Below are 18,455 nucleotides of genomic sequence, written 5' to 3'. Positions count from 1 at the left end.
TTAATCCCTTGTGAATTGTGCTGTGATGCGTAAATCAGTGCCGATGAGTCGGGTGTCGGTGAGGTTTAGTTTGCGGCGTGCGGCCATGTTGTCGGGCTGCGGTAAGGCAAATAGGCCACGAGCATCATTGCCGAGTAGTGTTGGTGCAACGTACATCACCCATTCGTCAACTAAATCAGCTTGTATCAATGCGGCGTTAAGTATGGCACCCGCTTCGGTCATGATTTCGTTGATACCGCGCTGAGCAAGAAAAACCATGAGTGCGGGTAAATTGATTTGAGGTGTTTCATCAACGACATGGATTAATTCCGCGCCGGTTGCAATTAATGCGGTTTGCCTGCTCATGTCAGTGCAATTGTGCGCAATGATAGTGCCTGGCTGTTTTAAGATGGTGGCGTGTAGTGGCGTGCGTAATTGACTATCGACGATGATTTTAAGTGGTTGGCGTGTGGTTGCTATGTCACGCACATTTAAACTGGGGTCGTCAGCCAGTACAGTACCTATGCCGGTGAGGATAGCACACGAGCGTGCACGTAAGCGGTGTACATCCAAGCGTGCTGGCCCACCTGTTATCCATTTGCTTTCGCCAGATGACAGTGCGGTTTTGCCATCCAGACTGGCAGCTGTTTTAAGCGTGATCCAAGGTCGTTTGAGTGTCATGCGTTGGATAAAACCGCGATTGAGTTGCTGTGCTTGTGCCTCGAGCAAGCCGCTGCTGGTAGCAATGCCTGCTGCTTGTAAACGTGCCAGACCATTGCCTGCGACTTGCGGATTGGGATCCTGCATGGCGGCGATAACGCGACTTACACCTGCATGTATCAGCGCATCCGCGCAGGGAGGTGTTCGTCCAAAATGGCTGCAGGGTTCTAAAGTGACATAAGCTGTTGCACCACGCGCATGTTCGCCTGCGGCAAGCAGGGCGTGAACCTCTGCGTGAGCTTCGCCTGCGCGCTGGTGCCAGCCTTCACCTACGATACGCCCATGGTTGACGATGACGCAGCCTACGCGGGGATTGGGTGAGGTGGTGTTAAGGCCGCGCTCGGCGAGTTGCAGGGCATGCGCCATGTAGCTGTAGTCTGCACTCGTCCACATGGTTATTTTTCAGTCTTGTCTAAGTCTCTTAGTACGTCACGGAAATCATCAACGTCCTGAAAGCTTTTATAAACAGAAGCAAAGCGTATATAAGCGATTTTGTCCAGACGTTTGAGGGCATGCATCACCATTTCACCAACCTGGCGCGCAGGAATCTCACGTTCACCTAATGCAAGTACATGTTGGACGATTTGGTTGATTTCCTGATCGACATATTCAGTGGGGACAGGACGTTTATGCAGTGCACGACGGAAACCTTCACGCAACTTTTCGGGTGAGAACTCTTCGCGACTGGCATTGGTTTTTACAATTTGTGGCAAACGTAATTCTGCCGTTTCATAGGTAGTAAAACGTTTGTCACAAGCAGCACAACGGCGCCGTCTGCGCACAGCATCACCCGTGTCCGTAACGCGTGAGTCAAGGACATGGGTGTCAAACGATGAGCAAAACGGGCATTTCATCAGCCGTAAACAGGAAAACGCTTACACATGGCCTGAGCATCTTGGGCAACACGAGCAATCACCGCTTGATCGGCAGGTGCATCCAATACGTCAGCAATTAAATTCGCCAATTGTTCTGCTTCGGCTGCACCAAACCCGCGTGTCGTCATCGCGGCAGTGCCGATACGTATTCCAGAAGTTACAAATGGTTTTTGTGGATCATTTGGAATGGCATTCTTGTTTACCGTAATGTGTGCCAAACCTAATGCAGCTTCTGCATCTTTGCCTGTGATGTTTTTGGATTGCAAATCCAGCAGGAATAAATGCGAATCAGTGCGGCCTGAAACAATGCGTAATCCACGCTTAATTAAGGTATTCGCCATGATGCGTGCATTGGCAATGACTTGGGTTTGATAAGTTTTGAAGTCGTCACCCATGGCCTCTCTGAATGCAATTGCTTTAGCAGCAATCACGTGCATTAACGGGCCACCCTGGGTGCTAGGGAAAATGCTGGAATTGAGCTGTTTTTCAAATTCGGCACGCGATAAAATCAAACCACCACGAGGGCCACGTAAGGTTTTGTGTGTTGTGGAAGTAACAAAGTCAGCAATGCCAACAGGGCTAGGGTAAACACCCGCAGCAACCAAACCTGCGTAATGCGCCATATCGACAAATAAATACGCGCCTACGCTATCTGCGATATCGCGGAAACGCTGCCAGTCTATGACTAATGAATAAGCAGATGCGCCTGCAACTATCATTTTCGGTTTGTGTTCCAGAGCCAAGCGAGCAACTTCGTCGTAATCAATTTCTTCAGTTTCAGGGTGTAAGCCATAAGCAATAGCATTGAATAGTTTGCCTGAGAAATTGACTGATGCACCGTGGGTCAAGTGGCCGCCATGTGCGAGAGACATGCCCAGGATAGTGTCGCCTGGCTTGAGCACGGCCAGATAAACTGCTGCATTGGCCTGTGAGCCTGAATGTGGCTGAACGTTAGCGTATTCTGCACCGAATAACGCTTTAACCCGATCAATGGCTAATTGCTCAGCGACGTCTACAAATTCACAGCCACCATAATAGCGCTTACCAGGATAGCCTTCAGCATACTTGTTGGTAAGCACTGAGCCTTGTGCTTCCATAACCGCTGGGCTGGTATAGTTTTCTGAAGCAATCAGTTCTATGTGGTCTTCCTGGCGACCACGCTCATCCTCCATGGCTTTCCATAAATCAGGGTCGGTAACGGCTATTGTGTTTTTGTGGCTAAACATGGCAAATCCTTGTAGAAATCGTCAAAATTATTAATTACAGCTACTCTTTTCATTTTAACATGGTGTAGTGTTGCTAATATGCGAAATTATTTAATAACGGATGTACACAATTAAAAAATATTGCGTATAATTTTACTACGAACGAATAAGATTCTTCGTTTGTCCACGCTCACGCTTTATACAGGGTGTGTGCATTTGGATTTTTTGTTGTATTTATAAATTTTTGGAGATTCATATAATGACCCGTTCCTTGCTGATCGCTGCTTTAATGGCTTTAACTTTAACTGCTTGTGGTAAAAAAGAAGAAGCTGCTGCACCTGCTGATGCTGCTCCTGCTGCTGAAGCTCCAGCTGCTGCTCCAGCTGCACCTGCTGCTGACGCTGCTGCTCCAGCTGCACCTGCTGATGCTGCTGCTCCAGCTGCTGCTCCAGCTGATGCTGCTGCACCTGCTGCTGCTCCAGCTGACGCTGCCGCACCTGCTGCTAAATAAGAGTAACTTCTTATTTGTAAAAAAGCCGGCCTGATGGTCGGCTTTTTTATCGCCTGCACTTTTTAGGGCGCTGTTTTTAGGTAGAATGCATTATCTTCATTTCATTCTACAAAAACTCACATGTCACACGCATATACTGATGCACTCGCAACACAGGCTGTTTATGCCGAGCTTTCCAATGCTGGATTAATTGCCTTTCAAGGCGACGATACCACCACTTTTCTGCAAGGGCAGCTTACCAACGATGCGCGCCAGTTAACGCAGCAGCAAGCGCAATACAGCGGCTTTTGTTCACCTAAGGGGCGTTTGTTAGGTAGTTTCTTGTTGTGGCAACAAGCAGATAGTACTTATTTGCAGTTGGCTGCCGAATTGCAACCCTCTTTGCAAAAACGTTTATCTATGTACATTTTGCGTGCTAAGGTCAAAACGCGTGATGCATGTGGTGAGGTGGTACGGATCGGGGTAGCTGGCCATCGTGCTGCAGAAATTGTTAATGCCGTTACGGGTTGTATGCCAGAAGCTGATATGAAAACTGCTGAGGCAGGGGCGAATCTGGTCATTCGTTTCAACGCGGAACGTTATCAAATTATTGCACCTGTTGCCGATAGGGATAATTTGTTGGCGCAGTTGTCGCAACAACATGCTGTCTCGGTAGACGCGGGGTACTGGCAATGGCTGGAAATCCGTGCTGGTGTACCTACTATCACTTTGGCAACACAAGAGCAATTTGTGCCACAAATGGTGAACTTTGATTTGACCAATAGTGTGAACTTTCAGAAAGGTTGTTACACCGGACAAGAAATCGTTGCTCGAACCCAGTATTTGGGTAAGCTCAAACGCCGGATGTACTTAGTGCATAGTAATGAGGTAATGGCTGAAGGGGATGAGATTTATAGTCCTGATATGGAAGGGCAGGCGATGGGTATGGTGGTCAATGCACAACCCGCACCTGAAGGAGGTTGGGATGCGCTGGTGGTGATGCAGATTAGTAGTGTGGCAACGCAACCACTGCACTTGAAGTCTTTGGATGGGGCATTGCTGAGCCTGCAAGACTTACCTTACTCGCTATAAACACTTATATTTTATGACCGATACTTCCCTGATTGGTGCGCCGCTTGGTAAACCCACTTGTTATCAAGTGAATTATGACCCTAGTCTGCTTTTTGCCATTCCTCGGCAGCTGAAGCGTGATGAAATTGGGGTGCAGGGCGATTTGCCATTTATGGGGGCTGATATCTGGAATGCCTACGAACTATCCTGGCTGAATTCACGGGGTAAGCCGCAAGTGGCGATTGCAACTTTTATTGTGCCGGCAGATACGCCCAATATTGTCGAATCTAAGTCGTTTAAGTTGTATTTGAACTCATATAATCAGACGCGAATAGAGAGCCCTGATGCCTTGGTTGCACGCTTACGTGCTGATATTGGGGCTGTTGTGGGTGCGCCTGTCCAAGTACGGCTAACTTTGCCCGAGGATTTTGGGCAGATGGCCATGGGCGAACTGGTTGGTGAGTTGTTAGATCGATTGGATATCGAGGTCGATAGTTATGAACCTAATCCTGAATTGCTGCAGGTGCGAACCGATACGGAAACGGTAGAGCAAACTTATATCTCGCATTTATTAAAATCAAATTGTCTGGTGACAGGGCAGCCGGATTGGGCAACGGTGCAGATACAGTATGTAGGGGCACCTATCGAGCCAGAGGGTTTGTTGCGTTATTTAATAGGTTTCCGCAACCATAATGAATTTCATGAGCAGTGCGTGGAACGTATATTCGTAGATATTATGCGTCATTGCCATCCGTTGAAACTGTCAGTTTACGCGCGTTATACTCGGCGTGGTGGTCTGGATATTAATCCCTGGCGTACAAATTTTAGTGTGGGTGGTTTGCCATCTAACTTGCGTCATGCACGACAATGATCAGGCTGTGCTGATTCTCCGATGAAGCATTCGGTTACACGTTTGCCGTTGATGAATATTTCTATATCAAATTCGCTCAGCGTCTGTTTAAGCGCCAGATCAAATGCCGCTTGATCATTGATGCTGGGGTAAACTTCCATCCAGGTTAAGGTGTCATCCTGCCGTTTAAGCAGGCTGCCGTGCACGCCAGTGCGACAGCCTAATCTGGCTTGCATGCCGCGTATTTGACGTTCGGTGTCTGGATCGTCGGTCAGTACGCGGTAGTAGATATAGTAATTGAGCATCACATTCCCGGCATCATGCCTTTCATACCGCGCATCATTTTTGATAAACCGCCTTTAGACATCATTTTCATCATTTTTTGGGCTTGTTCAAATTGCTTGAGCAGGCGGTTGACTTCTTGCACGGAAACGCCTGCGCCAGCTGCAATGCGACGCTTACGTGAAGCTTTGAGTATTTCTGGTTTGCTACGCTCTTGCGGCGTCATTGCGTTAATGATGCCTTCGATGCGGTTGACAGCTTTCTCATCAGCGCCTGCGGGTATGGCTGCTCCAGCGGCGCCTGGCAGTTTATCCATCAGTGCGGAGATGCCGCCCATTTTGCGCATTTGCTGGATTTGCGCTTTGAAATCTTCCAGATCAAAGCCTTTGCCTTTTTTGATTTTGTCGGCAAAGCGCGCTGCTTCAGCGTGATCGACGTTGCGTTGTGCATCTTCGATGAGGGAGAGTACGTCACCCATACCCAGTACGCGTGAAGCCATGCGTTCAGGGTGGAAGGCTTCAAGACCCGTGAGTTTTTCACCCACACCAATAAATTTGATCGGTTTGCCGGTAACGTGACGCACAGATAATGCTGCACCACCGCGTGAATCTCCATCCAGTTTGGTGAGGATGATACCCGTGAGGGGCAGGGTGTCGTTAAACGCGCGCGCAGTGTTAATGGCGTCCTGTCCTTGCATGGCGTCAACGACAAAAAGTGTTTCAACCGGATTGAGTGAGCGATGCAGCTCACTAATCTCGTTCATCATGACTTCGTCTATACCTAAGCGACCCGCGGTATCGACGATGAGCACGTCATGATAATGTTTCTTTGCATAATCCTGTGCGGCGAGCGCGATATCTAGCGGTTTCTGTTCGCCGGTAGAGGGGAAGAAATCTACGCCGAGTTGGGAAGCTAGTGTTTTTAGCTGTTCTATCGCGGCGGGGCGGTAAACGTCACAACTGACCAACAGCACCTTTTTCTTCATTTGTTCGGTCAGTAATTTTGCCAGTTTGCCGCTGCTGGTGGTTTTACCCGAGCCTTGTAAGCCCGCCATTAAAATGATGGCTGGTGGCGTGGTTGCCAGATTAATGCCCACATGCGTTGTACCCATGAGCGCTGTCAGCTCATTGTGTACGACGCCGATGAATGCCTGTCCTGGTGTGAGGCTTTGTAATACTTCGACGCCTAGCGCTTTTTGTTTTACATCGTTGATGAAGTCTTTAACTACAGGGAGAGCAACGTCAGCTTCGAGCAATGCCATACGTACTTCGCGCAGTGCATCCTGAATATTGTCTTCGGTTAAACGGGCTTGGCCACGTATGTTTTTAATGACTGAGGCTAGGCGTGTAGTAAGGTTTTCTAACATGGGTAATGTTCCATAGTTCGCCAAAATGTTGAGGATATGATGTAAACTTTGCTTTTCACATTTCGCCTATTTTACCTCAGATGAGTATCAACTGGCTTTATCCACTTGTAAGTTTGCTCTATGCCGTTGTGGGATGGCATTTTTGGCGCACGCGTTGGCGTGGTGTTGGTCATGTTGCTACGTGGGAATCTTATGTATTGTTATTGCCGCTGATACCGCATGTAATTTTGCTAACCGAGTCTACAGTGATGCCAGATGGCATGCAGTTAGGCATGGGTAATGTGGTTTCTATGGTGATAGTGCTGACTATCCTGATTTACTGGTTAAGCAGTTTTCACTCGCGTATGGAGGCGTTGAATGCACCGCTGGCGGGGATAGCTGCTGTGGTGGTGTGGTTGCCATTGCTGGTGCCTTCCACGCATTTGCTTGCGAATACCGAGCTGTTGGCATTTCGCATGCATTTGTTGATTGCGATACTTGCATATAGTTTATTCACGATCGCTGCGCTGCATGCGACACTTATGTCTGTAGTGGAGCGTCGTTTACATCATGTGCAAGACACAAAATTCACAGTTAATTTACCGCCATTGCTGACGCTGGAAAGTTTGTTATTTCGTTTGCTGGGGCTAGGCTTTGCATTATTGACACTGACTTTGGTAACAGGTGTGGTGTTTTCGGAGGAGATTTTCCATAAACCAGCTGAGTTGAACCATAAAACAGTATTCGCCGTGCTTTCCTGGATCATCTATGCTGTACTGTTAGGCGGCCGACGTTTACGTGGCTGGCGCGGTAAGCTCGCGGTACGGTGGACATGGTTCGGATTTGTGATGCTGTTACTCGCCTATGTGGGGAGTCGTTTTGTTTTGGAAGTGGTTTTACACCGCTAAATTGATTGTTAAGGAATAAAAATGAAATCTATTAAAGTTACCGATGTGGGCTCATTAAAAAATGAGCTAAATAAGTATAAAAAAGGCAAAAAACTGGATATACGTTATTTTAATCAGGCTGCACGTTTAGCTTGGTTGGGTAAGATAGTGATGAGCCCGTTGGATGCTGAAGATGAAACCTGTCAGTCTTGGCTGCTTTTTGTTCAGCCGCCTGAAGGCTTTGCAGCGCATTTTGTTGATGTGGATGAAGATCTGGTAAGCGAAATTCATGTGCTGGATGCCGAGCAAGGTCAATATTTGGCAGAAATTATGCGTGCAGGTATGTCGGCTCGAGCGCAGGAACTGGAAGCGCTTAATCGTCGTGATTTCTATTTTGGTAAGTTTTTTAAAGATGATGCGGCTGCACCTGCAGGAGAAACACCATCCAGCAATTAAAGGCCCGTTGGATAGATTTAGGCGAGTGTAGCCCAGAAGATTATCATGCCACTTACGCGGGGGTGGCAGAAGTTATGCGTGCAGGGGATGACCCTGTTGTTATCTGGGGGCAGCCTGCTGCGCATTTTTGTTTAGGTCAGCATCAATCGATGGCGGCTGAATTGATCGCTGACGTGGCCGTTCCTGTAATCCGTCGTCCTTTGGGTGGCGGCGGTGTTTGGCTGGATAGAAATCAAGTCTGCCTGGTGCTGGTGGCGCCCCGGGATTTTTTCCCTACACGTACTCAGGCATGGTATGCCCATGTGTTAGCGCCTATGTTGCAAGTGTATGCAGAAATGGGTTGGCATGCTGAATTGGTGGGGCAGGACGTCTGGTTGAACGGCAAAAAGTTAGCAGGTACCGGCGCCGCCACCATAGGTGCAGCTGGGCTGGTTGGTACCAGTTTTTTGCTGAAGTTTCCTGTCTCTGAGTTTACACAGTTAATTGCGGTACCTTCTGCGGGTTTCCGTGCGTGGCTCGATGAAGCTTTGCAAGCTTCACTGACGACCTGGTCGGATTATGCTGATGTGCCTGAATTGCCTTGGCTGTCTCTGATTTATCGCAGGGCAGCTGCTGGTATATTTGAATGGCGTTGGGAGCAGGCATGCCTGCGTGACGATGAGCGTGGCGCACGTGAATCATACCGTGATGAGTTGATTCCTGAAGATGATCGTCAAGCTAAACTTATTCCTTATGGTATTAAAATCAATGCACGCAGTTATTTAACCGAGCGTGAATTCGATGGTACCTGGGTGCGTATATTAACTTATGGCCAAACGATAGTACGTATAGCATGCTCAGTTGCTCCGGCCTTGCCTGAACAGGCGCTACTTGAAGTGATACCTAGCACGGATGCTTTAATTGAAATATTAAATCAGTTTGTTATTGCTGAAGATGCGCGTTTATTGGCACAACAGATTTTATTGACAGCTTATTTTGCTGAAGAGTAACCAAGATGACGCAACCAACTATCGCAGCAAGGCTGCAACGTAAGTTTATATTAATGACAAATGATACAGCCTTGCAAGCCAGTATGCAGGCTGCCGTTCCTGATGGCTGGGAAATGGTGACGACGCTGGATCTGGATGCGCTGGGTGGATTTGAGCAGATTTTGCTATATCGATTTATTTTTCTGGATCTGGATACACTCACAGATGACTTTGATCCACAGGATGCAATACGTAAGATACGTATGGAATTAATGCTGAATGTTGCTATATTCTGTTTTGGTGGGTCGGATGATGAACGTGATCAGGCTCGCCTGAACCGGGCTGATCGGTTTTTTGATCGGCATGAAATGCTTGAGCGTTTGCCACAATTTTGTCATCAATATCGCTGGGGTGACTAATCATAGTTGCTCTGGATATCCCACTTAAACCTTCATTGCAGTTGCGGGTGGCAGTATTGGTGGCACATGGTGTAGCCGTATTTGTCATGGCATGGTTTTTCGTCTGGTGGGCGAGTTTGGCTATAGTGGTGCTCATGGGCAGTGCGGGTTTATATGATCTTAGATTAAAGGCGCCGTTGATTACGGCAATTGCTGTGTCAGAGACAGGCTATCGCTTGCATGATCGTGGTGTATGGAAGTCGGTAGAGCTGGTATCTGCCTTTATTGCATTGCCATTGACCGTGGTAAAGTTTAGAGATGACTCAGGACTGTCATATTTCCTGACCTTGTTGACTGATAGCTTGGATGCAGATGATTATCGTCATTTACGTATCCACTTGCGTTGGCTACGTGATAAGCCTTGACAGTCGTTTTGAAGCAGGTATAATCCTGCTTCTCATGTTGCGGCGCTGGTTTTATTAGTGTCACATAAGATAGCTAAACATTGGATTAGCAAATGCATAAAATCGGTGTAATGATGGTCTGGCTGGGTTTGATTTCAACCATAGTTGGCTTGATTTTTGGTTTTATTGATTTGGTGAAGTATGGCGAACCCAGTATCTGGATCGCAATAATTCCAGCAGGTTTTGCGGCTTTGTTAGTTGGTGTCACGATGACACAGTTTTCAAAGGCAAAAGATTCTGATACAATGTAAGGCTGTAGTAAACACGGTCCCCATCGTCTAGAGGCCTAGGACACCGCCCTTTCACGGCGATAACACGAGTTCGAATCTCGTTGGGGACGCCAATCTTAATGGGTTGCAGTGATGCAACCTGTTTAATTTCTAGCCTAAGGGTTAGTAAAGGAGTGGTAGTTCAGTTGGTTAGAATACCGGCCTGTCACGCCGGGGGTCGCGGGTTCGAGTCCCGTCCGCTCCGCCAACAAATTAAAAAGGCATATAACTTGATTAGTTATATGCCTTTTTTTATTTCTGCTTGTTCTGCAATTTATCTAAGTTGGCTTACTGGCTGGTATAACTCGTTCTAAATTGAGATCAACATACACCTTATCGTCGTTGTGTGTGCTACCGAACGGAACCTTCGGGTAAACGTAGTTATCATACAGATTGTAAATGTTGCTTCTACAACAAGACAGCGTGAACAAGTATCGCATCGTTAGCCATGGCAAAGTCTTGATTTATATTCCAATTAAGATTGGTCTGGATTTTGTCTAGTAGTTTCACTCACATCAGGAGGGACATATGAAACGTTTTTTAATTGCAGCAACTCTCGTCACCGCAGCTATAGCCACGCCAACGTTTGCTGCCGACGTCGGGGTCTCAGTTAGTATCGGTCAGCCAGGTTTCTATGGTCGGCTTGATATAGGTGGCTATCCACCTCCACAAGTCATCTATCGTCAACCTATGGTAGTCCAGCAAGTATCAAGGGATCGCCCGCCTATTTATCTGCGCGTACCAGCTAGTCAAACTAAACATTGGGAAAAGCACTGCCGCAAATACAATGCTTGCGGTGAACGAGTTTACTTTGTGAAAGACAACTGGTATCGACATGATTACGTACCTTATTACCAGAATCAGCAACGTAATCATCATGACAATGGGCATGATGAGCGCCGTGACGATCATCGTGATAATGGTAATAGTGACCATCATGGCAACGGTAAGCAGCAAGGGCGTGATCATTAAAATGTGATTATTACTTTGTGACTAATATTTCATATTGCTGTTGATATGGATGTCAGAACAAATCAGTTGATACCGAATATAAACCCTGCTTAGGCAGGGTTTTTTTATTGGTGCGGTAGCGTACAGACATATAAAAACTGCTGTCATACACTTCATCGGATTGGCACTGGACGGCTGCAGTGCCATCGTATGTTCGTACAGGGTAGGCAGTCACGATACTTAATTTTGAGAAGGAGACGTATATGAACTGGGATCGTATTGAAGGTAATTGGAAACAACTTAAAGGCAATGTTGAACGAAGCCGCTATCGCGGAGAAATATTCCCGAACCATCAAATTACGCAGCATAATTTCGTCTCCCCCAGCAATGGAATTTTGATTACTGTACCACGAGGAGACGACATTGACAGCCCCCACACCCATCCCCGCGCACTTCGAGCACAATCACCAGCGACTGCTGAATTGCCTCAAGCTCAGAGGCATGCAGCCTAAAACCATCGCCTTGTATTCACACGGCGTACGGCGCGCAGCGGTGTATTTTAATGACCAGATAGACGCGCTCACCAAGCCACAATTAACCGACTATTTTGTTCGCATCCTGGATACCCATTCATGGAGTACGCTCAAACATGATCTGTATGGACTGAAGTTCTATTATGCCCATGTACTCAGCCAACCCTGGCCAGGTGCGGATCTGGTTAAACCACCCAAGTCATATAGCCTGCCCGACATCATTACCGTCGCCCAGGCACAACAAATCTTCATGGCCACCCGCGTATTGAGCTACCGCGTATTCTTCTTCACCCTCTACAGCCTGGGCTTACGATTAGGCGAAGGCTTACGCTTGCAGGTAGGGGATATCGATGCGGATCGGATGCGGGTGCAAGTACGCAACGCCAAAGGCAACCGTGATCGATTGGTGCCGTTATCAGAGAACACCTTGCAGGTATTGCGCCGTTTCTGGCTCACCCATCGCAACCCAAGCTTGCTCTTTCCTAATCGACACGGCGGTCTTGCCAAATCGCACTTGGCACGCACCCCGCTGGATCGTGGTGGTATCCAGACCACCTTGGGTCAAGTGACCCGTGACTGTGGCTTAAAAAAAGAATTACACCACACAGCCTGCGCCACAGCTATGCCACCCACCTGATAGAAGCTGGCATCGATTTACTCGAAATTCAGCAGATACTCGGACACCAGTCCATCCTCACCACCATCCGCTACACCCACCTCACCGAACAACGCCATCAGAGCGCACACACTCGCCTTAATCAATTAATGGAGAAATTCCACATTCATTGGGGCAAAGTCAAATGATCAGACTGGCGCACATCGTAGCAACCTACGCAGCTAAACTGCTTGCACAACACGGTCATCACCTATTGCCCAGCCAGCAAGCTGCCTTAACCGCCTTTCAAACCTGCCGTAGCCAGATGAGCCCGAGGATGCAACTTGCCTGTGATGATTGTCAAACACCCAGCTACCTGCCACATTCCTGCGGTCATCGGCATTGCCCGCATTGCCAGGCGCACGAATCACAGCGCTGGATAGACCAGCAATTACACAAATCCATCCCCGCCAACTACTTCATGCTCACCTTCACCGTGCCCGCCCAGTTGCGCACACTGGCCTGGCAACATCAGCGCGTCATGTATGACTTGATCACACGCTGCGCGTGGGAAACAGTCAACACCTTCAGCCAAAACGACAACAAGCTGCGCGGCAGCGCAGGGGCGGTGACTGTACTGCATACCCATAACCGCCGACTGGACTATCACCCCCATGTGCATCTCGTCATGCCCGCTGTCGCCTTTAACCCCAAACAGCGACGCATGCGTCATAAACACGGCAACTACCTGTTTAACCACAAAGCCCTGGCCAAAGTATTTCGTGCCAAATTACTGGCAGGCATCAGACAAGCAGGACTCACCCTGCCAAACGATTACCCGACCGATTGGGTGGTGGATTGCAAAGCCGTCGGCACTGGACAGCACGCTCTGATCTACCTTGGGCGCTATCTGTATCGGGGGGTGATACAGGAGAAAGACATCCTCTCCGACCGGCATGGTCAGGTCACCTTCCGTTACCGGAACAGCCAAACCAAACAAATGGAAACCCGTACCTTGAGTGGTGTAGCCTTCCTGCGACTGATACTGCAACACATTCTGCCCAAAGGCTACCGCCGCGCCCGCAACTTTGGCTACCTGCATCCCAATAGCAAACTACTCACCCAGCTACAGCTGACCCACCTATGGCGACGGAACAATCCGCCGCCAGCGCAACCCAGACCAGCGATACGTTGCCAATGTTGCGGTGGGGTGATGAAGATAGTGCGCACACGTATCAAAGCGATACCGCTAGCCACATCAGCCCCATCTATAAAACGGGAACACAGAGCAGATGACACAGGGTGGGAGACCATGCGCTAAACCAGCCCACACCGCCCACCTGCCAGACTAGGCAGGTATGGCCGTGCTCGCCCTGAAGAAGGCTGAAATTGGGTTAACATGCCCGAAAAGCCGACTAAAAACGGTGAGTTGAATAGAATAAGTTGCTGCAATGGCAACGTGAAGGTCGTGAAATGGCGGGTGGGATGCGTAACGCGTCCAGTTATGCCAGCATAGTCAAAAAGATATTTCCATAAGCGCTCAAGCAACACCCGCCCCAGCCATGCCGGGCTTGTCCAACAAACGGTTCAGATTGTGGCTCGCTTCGCGATCACAATCTAACCTTATTCGTTCAACAACAGTGGGGGCAGCTTGATGACAGTCATCTGGACGTGATTGCAGATAAGCGCGAGCGGCTTTCTGGCAAGATACAGGAACTCTACGGTATTACCAAAGATGAGACTGAAAAGCAGATTTCTGCCTGGCAAGCCAGTCAAAAAGATCATCTTCAATAAACACTAACTGCTGCTCGAGAGAGCAAGTTTTAAAACATTTAATTTAAGGAATGAATTTATGAAAAATATCAATATCAGTGTAATTGCGCTCGCAATCAGTCTTGTTTGTAGCGTGGGTACAGCGGCTGCTCAGAATATGTCGAAGACCGAATATAAAGCCGCAGAACAAAAAATCTCGACAGAATATAAGGCGGCTAAATTAAATTGCAGTTCATCTGCAGGCAATGCCAAGGATATATGCATGGTTGATGCAAAGGGCAAAAAAAGTGTAGCGATAGCGCAACTCGAGGCGAATTATAAACCCTCAAAAAAGACGCGCTATGAAGTGTTAATTGCTCAGGCAAAAGCTGATTATGCCGTAGCGGATGAAAGATGTGATGACAAGTCTGGCAATGTCAAAGATGTCTGCGTCAAGGAAGCAAAAGCAGCACTTGTCACTGCAAAATCAAATGCTAAAGCAAATTTGACTACCTCAGAGGCTAATGCCACCGCCAATGACAAATCTAATGAGGCGCAAATGAAAGCAAAGGAAGTTGGAAGCGAAGCCCGGCAGGATGCTGCGTCAAACAAACGTGATGCGGATTATGCTGTAGCAAAAGAAAAATGTGATGCTCTGGCTGGGGACGCAAAAGATAACTGTTCCAGTGCAGCCAAGATTAAATACGGCCAATAATATTCATTTCAGGAATTTACCTGACATTAATTAACATAGAGGTACTCAAAATGAACGCTATTCAAAAATTAACAGTAACGGGTGTACTAGCTACGGTAATGCTGGGCTTAGTTGGTTGTGCTGGTATGTCGAATCAGGATAAAAACACAGCAATCGGCGCCGGTGTTGGTGCGGTAGGTGGGGCTGTTCTGACTGGTGGTAGCGCAGTAGGTACGGTAGGTGGTGCAGCCGTTGGCGGTGTTATTGGTCACGAAGTTACCAAGTAATTAATTATGTTCTAATTATTAATCGGCTCACAGACAGGTTTTGGTTCATCAACTCCAGGTTGGTGTACGACTGCTTGTGATACCGATTGATATTCGTATAAAACAGGCTGCATTCGTAGTCCTGTAGTTTCTCAACGCTATCTAATTTAATCCGCGCATGTTTTGTAATTTTAATTTTTCTTGCAAAAATATTAATTATCTTTATAATGCGAATCATTATCAATTGCAAAATCAAAACGTCATGAATTCAGTCAGTGTTAAACCTGAACTTCGGCACGGATGGCTGGATGCTCATAAGCTGGTGCCATCTGTGATCACTAGTGATATGTTATTTGATAAGCGGGATGAGGTATTGATCATGCATCAGGGTGAACAATATCGCTTACGGCGTACACGCAATGGAAAATTAATTTTGACGAAGTAAATACAACTAGCCAGCCAGCTCATTGCCGAGCAAGCCAGCCAAAATTTTGACTGATTTGTAAGGGAGTGAGTAATGAAAAAAGTATGGGCGATGGCTGTGATTGCTGGTGGTATGGGGGTGGTGAGCGCGCAAGCTGATGAAGCGTTGTTTGGATATTTAAAAGGTGCGGAAACGTTACCTAAAGGCGCAACAGAATTAGTGCAGCACCTGACTCGACGCTGGGATAAGGGCGAGGGCAGTTATACCGCTTATGATAGTAAAACTGAAGTTGAGTATGGTGTGACGGATAGATTTACTGCGGCAGGTTATATTTTGGCTCAGTCAGTGAATGTGCAGGGCTTAAGTATCGATGGTTATATTCCGGCGGATAACAATACTGGCTTGCAGTTCTCAGGAGTGGAATTGTCGGCTAAATATAATTTCCTCAGTCCGGTGAAAGATGGTTTTGGTTTGGCGGCCTATGTTTCCGGTGCTTATACGCAACGGGATCCGCATTCCGGGCAGCGGAAAGATAAATATACGGTAGAAACCTGGCTGTTGGCACAAAAGAATTTTTTGGATGATCAGTTGATTTGGGTAGGGAACGTTGGGCTGGAGTCGACTTATGCTGTGCGTTTGCCGATAGACGGAATGACACTGACGCAAGAGCAGTGGCCAACTACACCAGAAATGGAAATTGGTGTTCTGGCCGGGACGGGCTTGTCTTACCGCGTTGCAGCGAACTGGTACGTGGGTGCAGAAGCCTTGTATGATTCTGAATATGAGACAGAAGTCGGGCGTGAACGTTGGTCAGTGCAAGCTGGACCAAGTGTGCATTATGGTGCAAAAGACTGGTGGGTGACGGCAACCTGGTTGCCGCAGTTGGTGGGAGGTGGTTTCGAGACCTACCCGGGTCAAATCGACACCAGTTTGCATTTGATAGAAAAGACCAAGCAAGAATTTCGGGTGAAAGTTGGCTTTAATTTCTAAGGATAGCTGATGAAAAATTTAGACCGTTGGTTAATGGTACCTGCATTGATTATTCCTGCTGCGGTGACTGCCCCGGCTTTTGCGATGCAGTATATGACTGTAGAGCAAGCGCAAAAGGTGCTGTTTCCCAGCGCAGATAAATTTGAGGCCAAAGTCATTACCTTGAGCGCAGAACAAAAGGCGGCAATCGAGGCCAGTTCGGGAGTGCATGTGCGTGTGGATGAAGTGAAGGCCTGGATGGTAAGTCAGGCGGGTAAACCCGCAGGCTGGTTTTTGCTCGACGAGGTCTATGGCAAGCATGAGTTTATTACTTATACCGTGGCAATAGGTACTGATGGCGCTGTTAAAGGTGTGGAGATACTGGATTATCGTGAAACGCATGGCAGTGAGGTAAATAATGCCAAATGGCGTGCGCAATTTGTCGGCAAAAAAGCGGGTGATACGCTCAAGCTCGATGAAGACATCAAAAATATCAGTGGCGCGACTCTGTCATGTAAACATATGACTGACGGCGTGAAGCGCTTGCTGGCGACTTATGCAGCAGTCCTGAAATGAATGCTCGCGTTATCGTAAATCAGCCAGTTGAGTGCGTACGCGCGCGACCATTATTGGGAACGCTGGTGGAAATTGCTGCAACGGGAACGCATGCCGATGCGGTGCAAAGTGCAATATCGCTGGCGTTTGAGGCTGTTGAACAAGTGCATCATCTGATGAGCTATCATGCCGACGATTCTGATATTTCGCTGATTAATCGTGAAGCATATAAATATGCAGTCACAGTCAATGCGCAGACGGCCGAAGTATTAACGGCAGCGTACCAATTTGCAAAAGCCAGCGCGGGTTTGTTTGATATCAGTGTCGCATCAACGTTGACTAAACTGGGATTTTTACCCAAACGCGAGGGGATGCCGCGTATATCAGGACAGGGCAATTGGCAGCATGTTGTAGTGACAGGTAATCAGGTTCGGCTTACGCGGCAATTACGCATAGACGTGTCGGGTATTGCGAAAGGTTACGCAGTGGATTGCGCTATAGCGGCATTACAATCCGCAGGAATGGTGAGCGGTCGGGTCAATGCGGGCGGTGATTTGCGTGTGTTTGGTGATGTTACCCAAACTATCCATACACGTCACCCAGATGATCCTGTGCAATTGTTGCCTTTGGTCGATCTTGCCACTGGTGCAGCGGCGACATCTGCGGGTTATTATGCCCAACGTCGTTATCATGGTCGTTGGGTCACGCCTTTGATTAATCCACACACGCGGCAAGCGGCGGGTGTGCGGCGTAGCGTAACCGTACTGGCAGCCGATTGCATGACAGCCGATGCGCTGACCAAAGTCGTTAATGCGGATCCCGCTGCTGCGTTGCCTGTGCTACAGCAATTTAATGCGCGCGCTATCATGATAGAAGCTGATGCTGCGACGGGTGCATGTCAATTATTTGATACTGAAAACCATGATGTCCAGCATGGTCATACACGGTTAAGCACATGAATATTCCACATCTGCCCCAACCCATCCGTTTCCCTAAGCTGCATAAGTATGCTCTGTATGCGGTATTCGTATTGCTTTGGGGGTCTGGTGCGCTGTGGCTGGGTTTCCATTATTTTTTGCGTGTCGCTGGTGAGTTCGGCGAGGCAGCGCATCCGCTGGAAATATGGTGGTTACGACTGCATGGGTTGATGGCATTTGCCGTGCTGGTGGCAATAGGCTCGGCGCTGCCTAATCACGTACGCCGTGCCTGGCATTTACGCAAGAATCGATTTGCCGGGCTGGGGTTAAGCTTGATGTTGCTATGGTTAAGCTTGACTGGCTATGCCCTGTATTACTTCAGCAGTGATGAAAATGATGCCTGGCTGCCATTGCTGCATTGGATAGCTGGATTGGCGCTGCCAGTAATGCTGGTGTTGCATATTTGGCGAGGCCGTCGCCGTGTCACGGTATTTCATCCAGTATCAAATTGATTTTTAACTTGCCAGCCAGTGCAAATCA

25 protein-coding genes, 2 tRNA genes and 1 pseudogene are annotated in these 18,455 nt (G+C 48.1%); 23 read left to right on the top strand and 5 right to left on the bottom strand.

From position 1 onward, the window contains the following. The 3 genes from ribD to glyA are packed head-to-tail and all read right to left on the bottom strand — an operon-like array spanning position 1 to position 2,800. Positions 1-1,092, bottom strand: coding sequence for a bifunctional diaminohydroxyphosphoribosylaminopyrimidine deaminase/5-amino-6-(5-phosphoribosylamino)uracil reductase RibD (gene ribD / locus SFSGTM_RS11560; RefSeq protein WP_162085297.1), 1,092 nt, complete (start codon positions 1,090-1,092; stop codon positions 1-3). A 2-nt stretch (positions 1,093-1,094) separates the two neighbouring features. Beyond that, positions 1,095-1,553, bottom strand: a complete 459-nt coding sequence (gene nrdR / locus SFSGTM_RS11555; protein WP_162085296.1) for a transcriptional regulator NrdR — start codon at positions 1,551-1,553, stop codon at positions 1,095-1,097. Then, positions 1,553-2,800, bottom strand: coding sequence for a serine hydroxymethyltransferase (glyA, locus tag SFSGTM_RS11550; protein ID WP_162085295.1), 1,248 nt, complete (start codon positions 2,798-2,800; stop codon positions 1,553-1,555). Before glyA ends, nrdR begins: the two co-directional genes overlap by 1 nt. A gap of 290 nt (positions 2,801-3,090) precedes the next feature. Here glyA and SFSGTM_RS11545 point away from each other — a divergent pair, with 290 nt between their 5' ends. The 3 genes from SFSGTM_RS11545 to queF all read left to right on the top strand — a co-directional run bounded on the left by SFSGTM_RS11545 (position 3,091) and on the right by queF (position 5,211). Continuing rightward, entirely contained in the window at positions 3,091-3,324 is a 234-nt protein-coding gene (locus tag SFSGTM_RS11545) for a hypothetical protein (RefSeq protein ID WP_179954404.1), read from the top strand. A gap of 86 nt (positions 3,325-3,410) precedes the next feature. Continuing rightward, positions 3,411-4,361, top strand: a complete 951-nt coding sequence (gene ygfZ, locus SFSGTM_RS11540; RefSeq protein ID WP_162085293.1) for a CAF17-like 4Fe-4S cluster assembly/insertion protein YgfZ — start codon at positions 3,411-3,413, stop codon at positions 4,359-4,361. Positions 4,362-4,374: 13 nt separating this feature from the next. After that, positions 4,375-5,211 carry an NADPH-dependent 7-cyano-7-deazaguanine reductase QueF gene (queF, locus tag SFSGTM_RS11535; RefSeq protein ID WP_162085292.1) on the top strand — a complete coding sequence of 279 codons (837 nt, stop codon included), beginning with the start codon at positions 4,375-4,377 and terminating at the stop codon, positions 5,209-5,211. Here queF and SFSGTM_RS11530 read toward each other — a convergent pair. Further along, positions 5,196-5,495 (bottom strand): DUF4936 family protein, encoded by a 300-nt coding sequence (locus SFSGTM_RS11530; protein WP_162085291.1) that lies wholly within the window; start codon positions 5,493-5,495, stop codon positions 5,196-5,198. The genes queF and SFSGTM_RS11530 overlap by 16 nt on opposite strands. Next, positions 5,495-6,838 carry a signal recognition particle protein gene (ffh, locus tag SFSGTM_RS11525; RefSeq protein ID WP_162085290.1) on the bottom strand — a complete coding sequence of 448 codons (1,344 nt, stop codon included), beginning with the start codon at positions 6,836-6,838 and terminating at the stop codon, positions 5,495-5,497. The genes SFSGTM_RS11530 and ffh overlap by 1 nt, the downstream gene beginning before the upstream one ends. 80 nt (positions 6,839-6,918) lie before the next feature. On the opposite strand from ffh, the gene SFSGTM_RS11520 reads away from it, so the two are divergent. The 20 genes and pseudogenes from SFSGTM_RS11520 (at position 6,919) to SFSGTM_RS11420 (ending at position 18,427) form a co-directional block, all read left to right on the top strand. Next, the gene (locus tag SFSGTM_RS11520; RefSeq protein ID WP_162085289.1) at positions 6,919-7,725 is read left to right on the top strand and encodes a cytochrome C assembly family protein; all 807 of its coding nucleotides are present in this window, start codon (positions 6,919-6,921) and stop codon (positions 7,723-7,725) included. Positions 7,726-7,746: 21 nt separating this feature from the next. Beyond that, positions 7,747-8,160, top strand: coding sequence for a hypothetical protein (locus SFSGTM_RS11515; RefSeq protein ID WP_162085288.1), 414 nt, complete (start codon positions 7,747-7,749; stop codon positions 8,158-8,160). Between the two features lie 74 nt (positions 8,161-8,234). Continuing rightward, positions 8,235-9,149 (top strand): lipoate--protein ligase family protein, encoded by a 915-nt coding sequence (locus SFSGTM_RS11510; RefSeq protein WP_162085287.1) that lies wholly within the window; start codon positions 8,235-8,237, stop codon positions 9,147-9,149. A gap of 53 nt (positions 9,150-9,202) precedes the next feature. Further along, positions 9,203-9,547: a hypothetical protein gene (locus tag SFSGTM_RS11505; protein WP_198420550.1), complete on the top strand. Its 345-nt coding sequence runs from the start codon at positions 9,203-9,205 to the stop codon at positions 9,545-9,547. Beyond that, positions 9,547-9,951 carry a protein YgfX gene (locus tag SFSGTM_RS11500; protein ID WP_332836256.1) on the top strand — a complete coding sequence of 135 codons (405 nt, stop codon included), beginning with the start codon at positions 9,547-9,549 and terminating at the stop codon, positions 9,949-9,951. Before SFSGTM_RS11505 ends, SFSGTM_RS11500 begins: the two co-directional genes overlap by 1 nt. 92 nt (positions 9,952-10,043) lie before the next feature. Next, positions 10,044-10,241 (top strand): hypothetical protein, encoded by a 198-nt coding sequence (locus tag SFSGTM_RS11495; RefSeq protein WP_162085284.1) that lies wholly within the window; start codon positions 10,044-10,046, stop codon positions 10,239-10,241. Positions 10,242-10,257: 16 nt separating this feature from the next. Next, positions 10,258-10,333, top strand: a tRNA-Glu gene (locus SFSGTM_RS11490). 57 nt (positions 10,334-10,390) lie between these two features. Beyond that, positions 10,391-10,467: transfer RNA gene (locus tag SFSGTM_RS11485), tRNA-Asp, on the top strand. A gap of 320 nt (positions 10,468-10,787) precedes the next feature. Further along, positions 10,788-11,231 carry a hypothetical protein gene (locus SFSGTM_RS11480; protein ID WP_162085283.1) on the top strand — a complete coding sequence of 148 codons (444 nt, stop codon included), beginning with the start codon at positions 10,788-10,790 and terminating at the stop codon, positions 11,229-11,231. Positions 11,232-11,473: 242 nt separating this feature from the next. After that, complete coding sequence (locus SFSGTM_RS11475; protein ID WP_162085282.1) at positions 11,474-11,722, top strand: CsbD family protein; 249 nt, start codon at positions 11,474-11,476, stop codon at positions 11,720-11,722. After that, positions 11,712-12,547 (top strand): annotated as a pseudogene (locus SFSGTM_RS11470) (tyrosine-type recombinase/integrase). Before SFSGTM_RS11475 ends, SFSGTM_RS11470 begins: the two are co-directional and overlap by 11 nt. Next, complete coding sequence (locus SFSGTM_RS11460) at positions 12,544-13,659, top strand: IS91 family transposase (RefSeq protein WP_162083488.1); 1,116 nt, start codon at positions 12,544-12,546, stop codon at positions 13,657-13,659. The pseudogene SFSGTM_RS11470 and the gene SFSGTM_RS11460 overlap by 4 nt, the downstream one beginning before the upstream one ends. A gap of 350 nt (positions 13,660-14,009) precedes the next feature. Further along, the gene (locus SFSGTM_RS11455; RefSeq protein WP_332836244.1) at positions 14,010-14,132 is read left to right on the top strand and encodes a CsbD family protein; all 123 of its coding nucleotides are present in this window, start codon (positions 14,010-14,012) and stop codon (positions 14,130-14,132) included. 58 nt (positions 14,133-14,190) lie between these two features. Then, positions 14,191-14,805 (top strand): hypothetical protein, encoded by a 615-nt coding sequence (locus SFSGTM_RS11450; protein ID WP_162085281.1) that lies wholly within the window; start codon positions 14,191-14,193, stop codon positions 14,803-14,805. 50 nt (positions 14,806-14,855) lie between these two features. Continuing rightward, a complete protein-coding gene (locus SFSGTM_RS11445) occupies positions 14,856-15,071 on the top strand; it encodes a YMGG-like glycine zipper-containing protein (RefSeq protein WP_162085280.1) in 216 nt (71 codons plus the stop codon). 241 nt (positions 15,072-15,312) lie between these two features. Then, entirely contained in the window at positions 15,313-15,495 is a 183-nt protein-coding gene (gene hemP, locus SFSGTM_RS11440; RefSeq protein WP_162085279.1) for a hemin uptake protein HemP, read from the top strand. 72 nt (positions 15,496-15,567) lie between these two features. Then, positions 15,568-16,464, top strand: a complete 897-nt coding sequence (locus SFSGTM_RS11435) for a DUF6662 family protein (protein ID WP_162085278.1) — start codon at positions 15,568-15,570, stop codon at positions 16,462-16,464. A 9-nt stretch (positions 16,465-16,473) separates the two neighbouring features. Next, complete coding sequence (locus SFSGTM_RS11430; protein WP_162085277.1) at positions 16,474-17,019, top strand: FMN-binding protein; 546 nt, start codon at positions 16,474-16,476, stop codon at positions 17,017-17,019. Next, positions 17,016-17,957, top strand: coding sequence for an FAD:protein FMN transferase (locus tag SFSGTM_RS11425; protein WP_162085276.1), 942 nt, complete (start codon positions 17,016-17,018; stop codon positions 17,955-17,957). The genes SFSGTM_RS11430 and SFSGTM_RS11425 overlap by 4 nt, the downstream gene beginning before the upstream one ends. Continuing rightward, the gene (locus SFSGTM_RS11420) at positions 17,954-18,427 is read left to right on the top strand and encodes a hypothetical protein (protein ID WP_162085275.1); all 474 of its coding nucleotides are present in this window, start codon (positions 17,954-17,956) and stop codon (positions 18,425-18,427) included. Before SFSGTM_RS11425 ends, SFSGTM_RS11420 begins: the two co-directional genes overlap by 4 nt. Positions 18,428-18,455 lie beyond the last annotated feature (28 nt).

Origin of the sequence: Sulfuriferula nivalis (assembly GCF_009937995.1) — a bacterium.
In the GTDB taxonomy this organism is placed as follows: Bacteria; Pseudomonadota; Gammaproteobacteria; order Burkholderiales; family Sulfuriferulaceae; genus Sulfuriferula; species Sulfuriferula nivalis.
Note: the sequence above shows the minus strand (reverse complement) of the source record. Positions and strands in the feature narration are given on the sequence as shown.